11 protein-coding genes are annotated in these 15,522 nt (G+C 36.3%); 4 read left to right on the top strand and 7 right to left on the bottom strand.

Annotated features, from left to right (window positions below; all coding sequences use genetic code 11):
* Positions 1-33: 33 nt before the first annotated feature.
* On the bottom strand, positions 34-675 hold the full coding sequence (locus JN11_RS09815; RefSeq protein WP_144912109.1) for a redoxin domain-containing protein: 642 nt from the start codon (positions 673-675) through the stop codon (positions 34-36).
* 555 nt (positions 676-1,230) lie between these two features.
* Here JN11_RS09815 and JN11_RS09810 point away from each other — a divergent pair.
* A complete protein-coding gene (locus JN11_RS09810) occupies positions 1,231-3,360 on the top strand; it encodes a tetratricopeptide repeat protein (RefSeq protein WP_144912107.1) in 2,130 nt (709 codons plus the stop codon).
* An 8-nt stretch (positions 3,361-3,368) separates the two neighbouring features.
* On the opposite strand, the gene JN11_RS09805 is transcribed toward JN11_RS09810, so the two are convergent.
* Positions 3,369-4,661: a hypothetical protein gene (locus JN11_RS09805; protein ID WP_144912105.1), complete on the bottom strand. Its 1,293-nt coding sequence runs from the start codon at positions 4,659-4,661 to the stop codon at positions 3,369-3,371.
* A gap of 337 nt (positions 4,662-4,998) precedes the next feature.
* Between JN11_RS09805 and JN11_RS09800 the strand changes: the two genes are divergently transcribed.
* Positions 4,999-6,228, top strand: a complete 1,230-nt coding sequence (locus tag JN11_RS09800; RefSeq protein ID WP_144912103.1) for an aspartyl protease family protein — start codon at positions 4,999-5,001, stop codon at positions 6,226-6,228.
* A gap of 88 nt (positions 6,229-6,316) precedes the next feature.
* Here JN11_RS09800 and JN11_RS09795 read toward each other — a convergent pair whose 3' ends face one another.
* The 5 genes from JN11_RS09795 to fdhD all read right to left on the bottom strand — a co-directional run bounded on the left by JN11_RS09795 (position 6,317) and on the right by fdhD (position 14,711).
* On the bottom strand, positions 6,317-7,765 hold the full coding sequence (locus tag JN11_RS09795) for a hypothetical protein (protein WP_144912101.1): 1,449 nt from the start codon (positions 7,763-7,765) through the stop codon (positions 6,317-6,319).
* Between the two features lie 48 nt (positions 7,766-7,813).
* The gene (locus JN11_RS09790) at positions 7,814-10,702 is read right to left on the bottom strand and encodes a TonB-dependent receptor (protein ID WP_144912099.1); all 2,889 of its coding nucleotides are present in this window, start codon (positions 10,700-10,702) and stop codon (positions 7,814-7,816) included.
* Between the two features lie 479 nt (positions 10,703-11,181).
* On the bottom strand, positions 11,182-13,506 hold the full coding sequence (locus JN11_RS09785; protein WP_144912097.1) for an FdhF/YdeP family oxidoreductase: 2,325 nt from the start codon (positions 13,504-13,506) through the stop codon (positions 11,182-11,184).
* A complete protein-coding gene (locus JN11_RS09780) occupies positions 13,496-13,858 on the bottom strand; it encodes a DUF7009 family protein (protein WP_144912094.1) in 363 nt (120 codons plus the stop codon). The genes JN11_RS09785 and JN11_RS09780 overlap by 11 nt, the downstream gene beginning before the upstream one ends.
* The gene (fdhD, locus tag JN11_RS09775) at positions 13,842-14,711 is read right to left on the bottom strand and encodes a formate dehydrogenase accessory sulfurtransferase FdhD (protein WP_144912093.1); all 870 of its coding nucleotides are present in this window, start codon (positions 14,709-14,711) and stop codon (positions 13,842-13,844) included. The genes JN11_RS09780 and fdhD overlap by 17 nt, the downstream gene beginning before the upstream one ends.
* Positions 14,712-14,821: 110 nt before the next feature.
* Here fdhD and JN11_RS09770 point away from each other — a divergent pair, with 110 nt between their 5' ends.
* Positions 14,822-15,064, top strand: coding sequence for a MoaD/ThiS family protein (locus tag JN11_RS09770; protein WP_144912091.1), 243 nt, complete (start codon positions 14,822-14,824; stop codon positions 15,062-15,064).
* A gap of 19 nt (positions 15,065-15,083) precedes the next feature.
* Complete coding sequence (locus tag JN11_RS09765) at positions 15,084-15,503, top strand: molybdenum cofactor biosynthesis protein MoaE (protein WP_262713276.1); 420 nt, start codon at positions 15,084-15,086, stop codon at positions 15,501-15,503.
* Positions 15,504-15,522: the final 19 nt, after the last annotated feature.

Here is a 15,522-nt window from a genome sequence, read left to right as displayed (position 1 = left end):
TATTTGTCAATTAAGATTATGTAGTTATAACTTTCAAGCTGACTTTTTATTATTTTGAAGTAAGGCAGATTCATATACTACAGAAAGAATATCCTTACCAGAAAAAGTTCCGGTAAAATCAGTATCAATATGATCATAAACCACTTGTTTAGAGGTATTAATAATATAAGTTGCCAGTAAAGGAACGTTGGTATCAATGCCCGAAAACTTATTCCATACCGGGTCATTATCAGAGTAAACCCTTAATTGCTCTGCAATTACATTATTCCTGTCATAATAAAAATTTAATGACAGGTTGTTTTCCCATGCAATTTTTGTCAGCTCTTCATCTTTTTCGGCAGTAAGGATCAATAAATTACCGCCATGTGCTTTAATCTCTTGCTGCAACGCATTTAACAAGTTTAATTGTTGCAAACCATAGTTAAGCCAGTGTTTAGAGTAAAAGCTAATTACCAATGGCTTATTTAATAATTGCCTTACTGAAACCGGCCCATGTGTTTCGGTTCCGTTACTAAAGCGCTGCCAAAGGGCGTATTCATTGTTCAAATTAAAATCAGGAACAAAGTTACCTCTTTTAACCGGTTGCAACGGTTGGAAAGCCCTATATGAAAGATCATTATCAGTTACAATTTCTGAAAGATCAAAAGTTGGATATTTACTTGCTGTTACTAACATCTTTTATAAAGTGAATGGGTAAAGAAATTTAAAATGAGGTATTAAATTGAGCTATTGATGATAAACCGCTGAGAGCGATTCACATTTTACAACAACAGCACATCAATATACATTCCGGCTTTTTTCCGTATGTAATTTGATTAATGATATGTGCGTTTTTAGTTGTCATTTTCTTCAGCGAAACAAATATACTACTAAATCTATATAATTAGTAGAATTAAATAATATTTTTTTATTTCATTTAGTTCTGGAGAAGAATGAATTAATTTTTCTTTATCTGGGGATTATAAATCCCATAATTAGAAACTTATTCCCTATTTTAACTAATACAACCATTTATCGAATATTGTCGTATTAATGCCCCTACCATTTTTAACAGGTGCAATTATTCATTTTAAGTATATTTAGCAATAATGAAGCGTGATTTTCTTTGTTTTAGCTATCTTGGCACAATAAACTATTAACTTATTAACCATTCTTAACTAAAAGATAATAATATATCCATCATTTAAATATTTGGCTTATTTATTGCCAATAATTGATGTTACTAAAATCATGAAAAGACTATTATTTATAATTTCCTTTTTACCTTATCTCTGCTTCGCTCAAACTTCTGAGGAATTTCTGAAGCAGGGCAATGATAAAGCTAATATTAAAGACTATAAAGGTGCAATAGCTGAATTCACCAAATCTATAGATCTGAATAATAAAAATGCAAAAGCGTACCTGTATCGTGGAAATGCAAACGGCAATATACATGACTACCAGGCAGCAATAGCAGACTTTTCAAAAGTTATAGAATTTGATCCGGGTAATGCTGAAGTATTTTATTATCGGGCAAATGCTAATCAAAATATCAAAGCATACCAAAAAGCTATTGATGATTATACTAAGGCCATTGGTTTAGGCTTACATACTGCTGATGTTTATCACTATAGAGCAAATGCTAAAGAAAACTCCAATGACTACGCCGGTGCTGTAGATGATTTTACAAAAGCAATGGAATACGCACCAAGCAATCCGGAACTGTATGAATACAGGGGTGTTGCAAAAACTAATTTAGGTGATAATAAAGGAGCAATACAGGATTATAGTACCGCTATAAAGTTTAATCCAACAAATGCCGACATCTACTTTTACAGGGCAAATTCAAAAGGCACGATTGCTGATTATAATGGCGCCATTGAAGATTACAATACAACTATCCGGATGAACCCTAAAAATTCAGAAGCTATTTTTTACCGGGCCAACATTAAGGTAAATTTAAGAGATTATAAAGGTGCCATTGACGATTATAAACAAGCTATTGCCATAAACCCCAATATACCTAACGGCTATTATTACCTGGCAAAAGCGGCCAGCAATACAGAAGATAACAAAGAGGCTATTGATTATTTTAATAAAGCTATTCAACTTAACCCTAATAACCCTGAACTTTACTTGTACCGGGGTATCTCAAAAAGCAAATTGAATGATACGCTTGCTGCAATAGCCGATTTTAACCATGCTTTACAGCTTGATCATAAATTTGCAAAGGCATTTCAAAATCGTGGTGATGTAGAGATATCGTTAAAAGATTATCATAAAGCTTTGCTTGACGGCGATTCTGCAGTAATGTATAATGGCGATGCTTATGCATACATTACGCGAGCAAAAGCCAAAACAGCATTACATGATACCGTAGGCGCCCTTGCTGATTTTAATACAGCTATACAAAATGAACCTAAAAATTCAGATGCATATGGCGGCCGTGGCGAAGTAAAGTCAATGCAGGCAGATTATGTTGGTGCTTTAAATGATCTGGATAAAGCTATACAATTATTTCCGAGCAACGGATACGCCTATTCTACAAGGGCAAAGGTTAAAAGCAGGCTGGGCGATAAAAAAGGAGCCATAGCAGATTTTAAAAAACAATTGGAATTTGATCCGAACAACCTGGATGGACAATTAAGATTTGGCCAGGAACTCAATGCTGATCACCAATACCGGGAAGCATTGTTATTTTTCAATAAGGCTATCAATACCCAAACCAAAGACGGAAAGTTTTACATTGAGCGCGGTAAGGCAATGGAAGGTTTAGGCGATAATACAGGAGCAATTGCTGAGTTTAATAAAGCTATAACTGTTGGAAAAAAAATGTATTCCATAGCCAATGCAAACATTGGGAATGTAAAACTTGGTTTAAAGGATTACGATGAGGCTGCAAAATATATTCAAATGGCATTGGACAGCAATCAGAATAATGATGAGGCATACTTTTACAGGGGCAATTTAAAAATGATTCAAAAGAATTATGAAGGAGCCGTATATGATTATATCAGTGTGTTGCTGATCAACCCTGATAATGTTAAAACTTACGCTTACCGTGGCCTTGCTGAAAGTTATACACTTGATACAACAGCAATGCATGCAGACTTTGCCCGTGCTATAAAATTAAGCCCTAAAGACGAAAACAACTATATATTATCCGGCAAAGCTAAGTTGAACTTAAAAGACGAGCCCGGAGCCATAAAAGACTTCACTACTGCAATAGCATTAAATGACAAAAATTATGATTCATGGCTAAATCGCGGAATTGCAGAAGCGCAAATTTACGATGTGAAGAATGGATGTGTTGACCTTAATAAAGCCCTTCAATTGGGCTCAAAAGAAGCAATTGAGGCTATTAAAAAATACTGTAAATAAGATAATACCTAAAAATCATCTTCATAATTTACTTTATTGTTGAATAACTTCACATAATCAACAGAGCCTGTTCCCTGAAACAGAAAATCAATGCCAATTATTTTTGAGCGGATAATGTCTTTGTTAACTTTATAAACCAATTTATCATTGATAAAAATATTGGCCTTCCTGTTTTTTGTTTCAATCCTAACCTTTACAAATGCATTAAAGTCGACCCCAAAAGCGGACAAATCTTCCTGTTTGCCTGATGTATAAAAATTGGTAAAAAGCAAATCAGCATCAGAGATGCACCCTTTATTACACAGCGGAATATAAACAGCAGTTCCTTCACACAACAGGTATATTTTTGTCGACTGGCAAACCGCGGCGCCTTCGTGGTAGTCATTTTTAAGGGAAGTTTCAAAAGTAAAGTTATCACTGTAGATCTCACCAAAATCCTGCACATTGGCAAAAAGGACACTTGGCGGCGTTGGCTGCATTTTTATATTCCTTTCCTGCAATTTTCCGATAGATAATGTCATTTTCCCATTGGATATGGCATCTTCTTTTTTAAAATAAACTGGTACCGGCGATTGAGGAACAATGGGTAACCAACCATTTGACTTTATTAAAAGCCTGTGCATACTTACAATACTGTTTCCAACAATCAATTTGGCTTTATAATAATCAGGATAGTAATAAATTGAAGTATGTTGATGTTGATACTTTGAAACTTTTACCTGCAAATTCTTGTCCCATGATTGCTGAATAATTACAGAATCATAAGGCGATTTAGAAGCATCATAATTAAAGATAACCGAATTTGGCAGCCCCTCTGAAACTACTTTTTTACTACTAAAGCTGTACTCATTATCTTCAACAGCACGGTTATAATTTTTGATATAGAATATTAAAGCGCTTAAAACTAACACCGTAACTATAATTGTAATGCCTCTTAAAACCTTTTTTTTCTTTTTTGGAGACGATTGTATAGCTAAACTATTCTCAATTTCAATTACCGGCTGAGCTGTTTTTTCTTTTACAGAACCATTGCCATTTTGTGATTTAAAATCCCGCCAGTTTTGATACCCCAGAAACTGTACGAGGGTATCTAAAGTATGTGTATTGGGCAAACTTTCATATTTCACCTTCCCCCATACCCTTTTTAAAGTAACATGACTAAGTGCCACACCCGTACGCTCCTGTATCTTTTCGCTTAATATAACAAAATCCTGATTTGTCCAATCGTCACTATCCCCCCATCCGGTATTGGATTCGAACAGTTTTTTGGTTTTCTCTATTAAAAACTCATCAGTGTGCATAGCTTAAAATCAAATTTCAAACAAAAATATAACAGATTAACGAACAGATTCTTTTGTACAAACTTGTATCAACTTGTACAGCCTATGAATAGCTTTATTTATTAATCATGCTTAAATTTATACTTTGAAAGTGTAAAAATCTTTACAACAATATAAGGTCCGGAGCCAATTAAAACCTCAATTTATAAAAAATATACGGAAATCTTAATTACTTAGAGCTAATAATTTTAGAGCTTTTAACATTAAGTTTCTTTGACATACCGGATACCTAAATATACTTTAACAGGAAGGGGTTTACATTTTCAATATTTAAAGTGTAAACCAACAAATTTGAATTATGCATGCTAAAACTATTCATGGCTGGGTATTTTGGCTATTGTTTTTGAGCTGCTTTTTAGCATCATCAGTAGACGCTCAATATTTTGATATCAATGGTCATAAAAAAAGGGTAATAATCCCGTTCAGGCTGGTACGGAACATGATCATTATTAAGGTAGAAATTAACAATAAAGGGCCGTTTAACTTTATTATGGATACAGGTGTGGGTTTGATGATTATTACCGATCCACAGCTAATAGACAGTCTTAAAGTTTGCAAAAACCGTACTTTGAAATTGGGCGGATTGGGTGAAGGAGATGATTATGAGGCTTATGCTACGGCCCCTCTGCAAATAAATATACCGGGATTAACTAGCCATGATGTGGCTGCGGCCATACTTAAAAAAGACAATTTTGGATTATCCAACTACGCCGGAATGCCCATACATGGCTTGCTTGGATATGAGTTCTTTAATAACCTGGCTGTTAGAGTTGATTTTAGCGATTCAACACTTACAGTTTACAGGCCAGGAGATGTCCGCCTGTATGGAAAGGGTGAAAAAATACCAATTACTATTGAAGATCATAAGCCTTACCTGGAAACAAATGTTAATATGCCCGATGGTTGTATAAAGAAAACCAAACTTGTTATTGACCTGGGAGCAGGTCATCCCCTTTTATTAGAAAACATGGAGAAGGCATTACCTAAAAATTGCATTGCAGCTAATTTAGGAATGGGATTTAATGGACCTGTTAGCGGCTATATAAGCCGGATAAGTGAGGTTGAATTGGGCAAATACAAAATCAGGAACATCGTATCTTCTTTTCCAACAGGCGACTCCCTGATTTGTAAAAGTGAGGATATAAAAAGAGATGGGAATTTAGGTCTTGGAATATTAAAAAGATTTATTATAGTGTTTGATTATCATAACAATTTAATTTATTTAAAGCCCGGTCCGAATTTCAAAGAACCATTTGAACATGACATGAGTGGGCTAGAATATTATGCCGGGGGCGATGACTATAAACACATTATAATCAGCAGGGTCGAACCAGGATCCGCCGGCGACACAATTGGGCTGGAGAAAGATGATGAAATTTTATCCATCAATTTAAAACCAACATCCACTATGAGTCTTGAACAAATTGATGATATATTTAAATCACAAAATGACCGTAACCTGGTGCTTGAGGTTTTTCATGACAACAAACATGATATGGTAATAATGACCCTTAAACGAAGGATCTGAATTTATTGTACAAAAAAACCCATTTCTATAAAGCAATGCCTTATAAAAATGGGTTACAGGAGTATACCTGATAGTATTTCCTTATTTCTTAGTGTTGGTTACCAGTACCATTTAACTGGTAGCAACCGATATCTTGTCCCGGAGGCGTAATACCACTTGAACCAAAGTTAGCATCAAGAGGAATACCAGTTGTAATAGGTTGGAAAGCAGTAGTTGTTCCTTTACCTGCAGCAGGAGAACCAGACTGCAAACGGAAATTATAACCATCAACAGAACATTGGGTTACCCATGAACCAGCAGTTGCAGGCAGTGGGAAATTGGTAAACATAGGATTGTTTTTTCCAACAAGTGAAGAACCGTCATAAACTAAACCAAAAGTATAATTAACACCTAAGAATGCAGCCATATTAGGAATATCAGTTGATTGAGGATGAGTTACCACTTGCTGAGCAACGTTTGTAGGCACAAACTGATCTGCTATTGAGGCAGCATCAGCATAATAAAAATTATAACCATATTTGGTTTGTGGGAATAAAACACTACCATTGGTAACTAAAGTTGTATCAGCAAGATAAACTTTTGCACCAGCCGGGCCACCAGCTATACGTACACCAAAATCACAATTAACGATTAGGTTGTTATATACTAATGCCCTTGAATTGTTTTCTATTTCTACAGAACCGCTTCTTGCGCCGTATACACCATTATTTCTGAAACCATCATTCACATAGGTGTTATTGTACATGGTAAACTGACATTCGCCGGCAGTAGTACCGTCACTGGCAGTTTTGGTACCATTTGTTGCACCACCTATAATTAAATTATAAGCCATGTTACCAACAGCACTACCTTTTGCGTTGAAACCGTCACCACCATTACTACCGCATTTTTCCATGGTATTACGCATAATATTATAATAACCACCATAAAAACGGGTTGCGTCATCAGGAGAACCGTACATCCATGAATCTTCCATTATAAAAACTCCATTTGGGTTGGTAAAATAAAGGATGTATTGAGCACCTACTTTTAATGAATTAGCACCAGTAAAAGGAAGAGCTTTCAAAGCAGCGCCACCAAAGTCAAGGTGAGTCCATTTAAGTACTACTAACTTGCTTGTAGGACCTGCGTAGATACCACCCCATCCACCAACATATGCTGAATCCTGACCTAAAACAGATGTACCTGGTACCTTAGTTCTGCGGGGATCTGTAATAGTAACTGGTGAACTACTTGTGCCAAGGCTAATTAAATCACCATTTACAATAAAGTTTGCGCCATTTGTCATATTAATTTTAACACCTTTTTGTATTAAAAGGGTATCGCCAGCATTAATGGTAATATCACCGCCTACAGTGTAGGTTTGATTTGCAAGCAAGGTACCTTTGTAGCTACCAGCAGGTAAAACTCCTGTATTAGGAATTGCCTTGCCGATTTGAATTTGTGGTACAGATACCACAGCGTTATCACTCTTCTTACTGCATGCAGCAAGTGCAAGAAGTGATATGCCCAACGCAATAATTTGTAGTTTTTTCATAAAATGATGAAATTGATTAATTGATTTTATTAATTGTTGTTGAAGTTTTTAAAAATTGTATTTAATACCTAAGTTGTAACGTGCATAAAATTGATCGTACTGTAATGTGGTATAATCGGCACTTTCCTGGTGCGGTAATTTGGCCAGCCCTGAATACAGATAGGTATTATTTTGTTTCAAGATCAGCTGGTAAGGTGTATTTAACAGGTTATTAGCCTTTATGTAAATAATAAAATGGGGGCCAATCTTCTTTTGAGCCGAAAAGTCAAGAAAGGTAGAAGGTCGCTCCCATGTATCTAAACCATAATAACTTGACACGGCCGCTATCCTTTCACCTATATATGATAATGATAATTGCGCATCTACTCCGATCTTTTGATCTTTATATAATAAGGATGCATTGCCTATATTGGCCGCCTGCCCCTGCAATGGCCTGGTTTGATCTATATGGGTAAGTGTATTGTTTAGTGTAATCGTTTTCAGAGTAGTAATTTGAGAATTGGTATAAGTATAGTTTACTGAAGCCCCAATGTTACCAAAGAACTTTTTTGCTTCGAGTTCAAGCCCATAATTTGTAGCGTTACCGAAGTTATTAGGAGTAAGCGATAGGCCTCCGGCCCCAGTTGTTGATTGCGCAAGTTCGGTTTCAATAGGATTAGTTAATTGCTTATAAAATGCGCCTAACATAAACTCATCAAATGCTCCCGGGAAAAACTCATACCGTAAATCGTAATTATTAATTACAGTATGTTGTAAATAAGGGTTACCAACATGTGAATACTCCTCATTAGCAATAGGATCCGGGTAAGGGATAAGATCGGCAAATGCCGGTCTTAGGATAGATTCATAATATGATGCTCTTAATGCCTGTTCATTTGTAAGTGCATATTTAATATTTACACTTGGAAGGTAATCCAGATAGGTTATTGTGGCTGTTTTGCCGGGCAGGTACGACGGCAGTAGCGAATAATAATTTTGATAGGTGTGTTCGCCTCTTAAGCCCGCTATTACATCTAACCGCTCTGTTATATAATATTTCACCATACCGTATAACGCATGAATATTTTCAACGAAGGTGTAAACACCTGGGTCGGTTGCTGAAGAACCTTTTGCATTAACTGTATCCGAGCCTGTAAACATGAATTTTGCTGCAGGAATTGAAGTGTAGACTTCCGGTTCACCGTTAACTATTGTATTTGGCAAGTTATAGGAGTCGTTAAAATTATCCCTGGTTTTATGCCTGAACATTCCTCCGGCTGAAAAAATTGCTGTCCTGCCGAATATCTTAACATTGTAATGAAGGTTTAAATAAGCTGATAGGTCCTTGTCTGTATTATGTGTCCATGTTCTTGACTCATTCTGAACGTATACTGGCCCATTGGTTACACCTTGTGCAACCGAAACATAAGGTTCGGCAGGATTACCGGTTGCCTCGTTAGTTGTTGTAGTGGGACTTGTTCCATACTTTGTATCAAATTCTGCGTCATCAGGTAGTTTGTGTGTAGCCTGAGAATTTGCTACTGTCCAGTCCAATGAAAATGGGCTGCTTATTTTGTGTTTTCCACTTAACGTTATATTATAAATGCTTTGAAGGTCGCTCCTGGTTTCTGTTAAATTATCAACAGAAAATGTACCTCGGTATCCTTGATAAGTATAACCACCATAAGTATCATCCTGTGTTTGACGTACGCGGTATTGATTTAACTCCAGATAAGTGGCGAACAAATTGATAACGTTGTTATTATCGAATTTATAATCAATAGATGCAATGGCCCCTAAACGTTGAAGTTGTGTTGAATACTGACGATTGTAAGTATCTTGAAAACCTGTTTCGGTATTTTGTTTAGAGTTACCCTGTGCCGGCCCAATATCATTTGTTTGGATTACAGCAAAACTATTGCTACCTTGATACAGGTTTTGGTAACTTCCTGAAAATAATACACCTAACTTATTATTCAAATACCTATTTCCTATGGTTAAACTGGCATTGGTGTTGGGTGGCGGATTACCTGTTTTTGTTAACAGGTTTTGATATGGAAAATCGCTGGGACTGGCAATCCCACCTGGATTTATCTCGCCAGGGGCCTTACTATTTACAGTACTGTGATCAAAGCTTGCAAATGGCCTGTCAAAAAACAACTGGCTGTAGCCTGTACCAAAATCACCTTCTATTTTCAATTTGTCAGGTGCGGTTTTCATTACCAAATTAACCACACCTCCTGAGGCATCACCTTCCATATCAGGAGTAAGTGTTTTAAAAACCTCTATCTGATCCACCAATCCAGCAGGGAAAATATCCAGCGGAACAAATCTGTTCTTATTATCCGGACTCGGTATTTTAATTCCATTTATTAAAGTAGTATTGTACTGTTTATCCATACCACGAATAATAACATGTTGTGCATCACCTGTACTGCTTCTGTCTATTGAAATGCCGGATACTCTGCTCAATACATTAGATACCAGCACATCCGGAGAAATGGCAATACTTTGGGCCGAAACCACATTGATGGTATTATTTGAGTTTTTTTCGTCACTTCTTGCTGATCTGTCAGTTGCTTTACCGGCATGTTCTGTAATGGTTACCTCATTAAGAGCGGTCGAATTATCAACCATTGCCACATTTAAAACAGCAATCTCATCTTGCTTTACTTCAATTGTATATTCTTTAGTGGTTTTATAGCCAACATATTTTACCTGTAACTTGTATTCGCCAGCCGGAACGTTTTTAAATACATATGTACCATCAAGCTTAACTGTTGTATTTTGCTGGTAAGTGCCTTTTTCAATATGGACAGTAGCTCCAATTAAAGTTTCACCATTTTTGGCGTCAGTAATGTTTCCTTTAATGGTTTGTGCCTGCAGTAGTGTAGTGCTGCAAACAAGTAGTAAAATGAATAAGTATAGTTTTTTGTGAATAAGTAAATTTGATTCCATTAAGTGAGTTTTGCGTTAATTAATAATAAGCTGATATTCATTTTTTCAATTGAGCATGCGTAGGCTAAAAATTTAAGCTACATCCATATAAAAAATCCTTTTGAATAGAATTTCCGGTACAATAAATGCCTGACAAAAGAGATTTCAGTTCCGGTATTTCATTTTCATGAACCGGTTTTATTGCCAAATCTTTTTCACTATAGCAATTGAGATTTGCTTTAAAAAAGAGGGATAAATATTTGGTAATTTGATTCATTAAGGAGCTTTTTTTCACAAAGAAACCTCCTCAATTCTGTGTAAATTCTGAATTTTATAGCCAATTACAATTCCTTAACGCAATGGTTTTTTTGGGATAACACAGGCGTTATATAGACACAAAAAATGCCCTTTTAATTGATAATTTCTTAACATTAAAAGAGCATTTTAAAAGACCGCCTTTTTTTGTTGGATTAACCAATCAACGGAATTAGATATTCCGGTTAATTTAAATTAACCGGAATATGTTTCTTTATTTTGATGAAAATAAGTTTTGATGTTGGTGTATTACTTTTAAGCGCAACACTATTTATGGGTATTAAAACATTTGTTTCGGGATAATAAGTTGCAGTATTACGTTCGGGTATATTATAAGGTACAATTATAAAAAGCCGGGCAACCCTTTCAATGCCATCATAATAATTAAACAGATCAACCTTTTCACCAGGTTTAAAGCCTCCCTTTTCTATGTCCTTTTCATTCATAAAAATAACCCTGCGCTCATTGTGTATTCCACGGTACCGGTCATTTAATCCATAAATGGTAGTATTAAACTGATCGTGTGTTCTGATGCTGGTCATCATATATTCGTCTTCCGCCAATTTATGCTCAGGCAAATTAGTTATTGTAAACGGAGCTTTCCCATTAAATTCTGTATTTTCAAACCGGCCTTCACGTGGTGCATTAGGTAAATAAAATCCCCCCGGTTTACGAACCTTAATATTATAATCAGTAAACCCGGGAATAGTCTTTTCTATGGCATTACGCACCTCATCGTAACTAACGGCATATTTATCCCAATCAATAACAGAACGAGCTCCTAAAGTTGCTTTAGCCAGCTTACATACAATTTGGTTTTCGTTTAATAAATCCGTTGAAACAGGATCTAAAATCCCTTTGGACATTTGAACTACCCCCATGGAGTTTTCACAACTTATAAATTGCTCCTCGCCGTTTACCACATCTTTATCGCTTCTTGATAAGGTGGGTAAAATAATAGCTTCTTCGCCATGCACCAAATGGCTACGGTTTAATTTGGTAGATACATGGACAGATAGCTTCAATTTACGCATTGCTTCAGCTGTAAATACAGTATCCGGTGTAGCTGACAGAAAATTACCACCCATGGCAAAAAAAACTTTTACCGTCCCTTCATGCATTGCTTTTATTGATTCTACTACATCATACCCTTTTTCGCGTGGTGGTTCAAAGCCAAATACTTCCTTAAGTTTATCCAATTGTGACATTTTGGGACGTTCCCAAATCATCATTGTACGATTACCCTGCACATTGCTGTGACCACGCACCGGACATAAGCCTGCACCTGCTTTACCAATACTACCTTTTAATATGGCCAGGTTAACAATTTCTTTAATTGTATCGACACCATTAACCTGTTGTGTAACACCCATTGCCCAGCAAATAATTATCCTGCTTTTATCTTTAAGCATATCAGCAGCTTGCTGTACCTGTGCAAATGGAACACCTGCTTCTTCTGCAAGTTCTAATGGATTGTATTTTTTTAAATGATCAATGAATTCTTCATAGCCCACTGTTTTGTTTTGTATAAATTCATTATCAAATACTTTACCAGGTGTTTCACGTTCAGCATCATAAAGCAGCTTTTCTATGGCTTTAATAAGCGCCATATCGCCATTGATTTTAACCTGGAGATATAAATCGGCTAATTGCGTGCCAAAGCCTAAAACACCCTTTACTTTTTGAGGATTTTTAAATGCCATCAATCCAGCTTCATGCAGGGGATTTATGGCTATTATTTTTGATCCGTTATTTTTTGCCTTTTCCAAAGCAGATAGCATTCTTGGGTGATTAGTGCCAGGGTTTTGCCCAATTATGATAATTACATCAGTATCATAAAAATCATTAAGCTTAACAGTGCCTTTACCAATTCCTATTGCTTCAGCCAAAGCCACGCTGGTTGATTCGTGACACATGTTGGAGCAATCGGGCATGTTATTGGTACCAAATTCCCGCACAAATAATTGGTACATAAATGAAGCCTCATTACTGGTTCGGCCCGAGGTATAAAAGGCAGCTTCGTTTGCAGTGTCCAAACTATTTAATTGAGATGCTATTTTTTTGAAAGCTTCATCCCAGCTTATAGGTTGATAATGAGTAGCTCCCTTTGGTAAATAAACAGGTTGTGCAATCCTACCTTTTTTCCCTATTTCATAGTCATTAAGTTTAGCCAGATCAGCTACGGCATTATTTGCAAAAAAAGACGCATCCAGTTTTTTGGTAGTGGCTTCTTCCGCAAATGCTTTAGCGCCATTCTCGCAATACTCAGCAATTGGTGAGCGTTCATCATCCGGATCAGGCCAGGCACAGCTTGAACAATCAAAGCCACCTTTTTTATTCATGTGGAATAAACCCGTTAATCCTCTTACCAGTCCGGCTTCTTCAATAACGTCAGTACCGGCTACCAGTACAGCAGGGATCCCCGCCGCCCACTTTTTAGGTTCAGTGAGTTTTAGCTTTAATAATTCTTCTGGGTTTTCTGATGCAGGTAAATTATCATTATTTTTCATAAAACTTTTCGGCTAAAGGGTTGGGATAATTATCACTTTGATCTTCTATAACGTTATCTAAACAAGTAAAATCCTTTTCAATTAATAAATGCAGATTTCCATGCTCACCTTCAAAACCAACCTTATCTGTATTTTGTAATTCAGTTAACATGTTAACTGGCATACATAAGGTAATGGTATTATTTTTAAAGGTTGATATTAAAACAGCATCATTAGTGATTTTTAAAGCATAAATTAATACCTGTTCTCCAAAATCCACTTTTTCTTCCACATAGCTCTTTTCTGCTAATTGCGAAACATCTGATTTTGTAAGGCGGTATCTTAATGAATTGCCTTTAATTCGTAACTTCATATGATGGTAGTAAAATGCGGTGTGCCGCAGTATAAATATTAAAACGGTTATTTCGCAAAAATCCTGTAAGTGTAATATTAAATTCTTCAGCCAGCTCAACAGCTAAACTTGATGGCGCCCCAACAGCCGCAACAATTTGAATACCTGCCATAGCGGCCTTTTGTATTAGTTCAAAACTGGCTCTACCACTTAAAAGCAAAATACTATTATCAAGAGGAAGTTGATTATTATTTAAAGAAGCCCCAATCAGCTTATCTAATGCATTGTGACGCCCAACATCCTCCTTAACCAGCTGTAACTCCCCCTTCAAATTAAACAATGCAGAGGCATGCAGCGCCCCTGTATCAGCAAATACTGCCTGGTGTTGCTGTAAAACTATCGGTAAGTTGTAAAGCAATTCGGCATTTACAGCAATTTGACCTGTTTTTTGTTGAGTAAATGTACTTACTGTACGAATAGCATTAATAGAACCTTTTCCGCATACACCGCAGCTTGAGGTTGTATAAAAATTTCTTTCGGTATTATGCAGATTAGGCATAACGCCAGGTACCAGGCTTACTTGCACAACATTCTCTTTATTCTCTGCACACGCAATAAAACAATAACCTGTATTTGCTATATCTGCTTTGCTTTTAATAATCCCTTCTGTAAATAAAAAGCCTGTTGCCAATTCTGCATCATTACCTGGTGTGCGCATGGTTACAGAAATATTTTGAACTTTACGTTCTGTTTCAGGGCCATATTCCAACCTTATTTCTAAGGGCTCTTCAATGGCGAGGGCGTCGGTGGTATCTGTAAATTCCAGATTATTGACCCTTGTAATGGAGATTTTTTTTATTGAAACGGCAGCCATAGTCAAATATACAATTCATATTTATTTTTTTACATTTAATTAAAGCTCAATAAACAACAATTATGCTTCCAGATTGTCATACTATCACTATTTGTAACTAATTTTGAATAATGAATATTAAAGTACTGGCCTTTGGTATTTCGAAGGAAATTTTTGGCAGATCATCAGTTAATTTAGAACTAGCCAATGATGCTACGGTTTACAACTTAAAATATGTTCTTGAGCATCAATATCCCAGGCTAAAGCAATTAGCCTCATATATGATAGCAGTAAACAATGAATATGCATTACCCGGAGATACTATCCACGAGCGGGATGAAATTGCCATTATACCACCTGTAAGCGGAGGCTGATAAAATCAAAAACAATTTCTTGAATACAGTAATCAAAATATTTTCAGCTCCTTTAAACATTCAATCAGCAACGGATTGGATTATGTCTCCTGAATCAGGTGGTATTGACGTTTTTATTGGAACAGTGCGTAATGCTACAAAGGGGAAACCGGTTATTCGGCTTGAATTTGAGGCTTATGAACCAATGGCAATAGCAGAAATGGAGAAAATTGCCAAACAGGCTTTCGAAAAATGGCCGGTTCAAAAAATACTGATCCACCATAGAACAGGTGTACTTGAAGTTGGAGAAATACCCGTAATTATAGCGGTTTCTGCCGCGCACCGGGCTGCTGCGTTTGATGCTTGCCGGTTTATTATTGATACGCTGAAACAAACCGTTCCTATTTGGAAAAAAGAAATATTTGAGGATGGGGAAGTTTGGGTTGCAGCACATCCATAATGCCGATCAAGGCAAGCCT

It is taken from the genome of Mucilaginibacter frigoritolerans (genome assembly GCF_007830615.1).
Classification (GTDB): Bacteria; Bacteroidota; Bacteroidia; order Sphingobacteriales; family Sphingobacteriaceae; genus Mucilaginibacter; species Mucilaginibacter frigoritolerans.
Note: the sequence above shows the minus strand (reverse complement) of the source record. Positions and strands in the feature narration are given on the sequence as shown.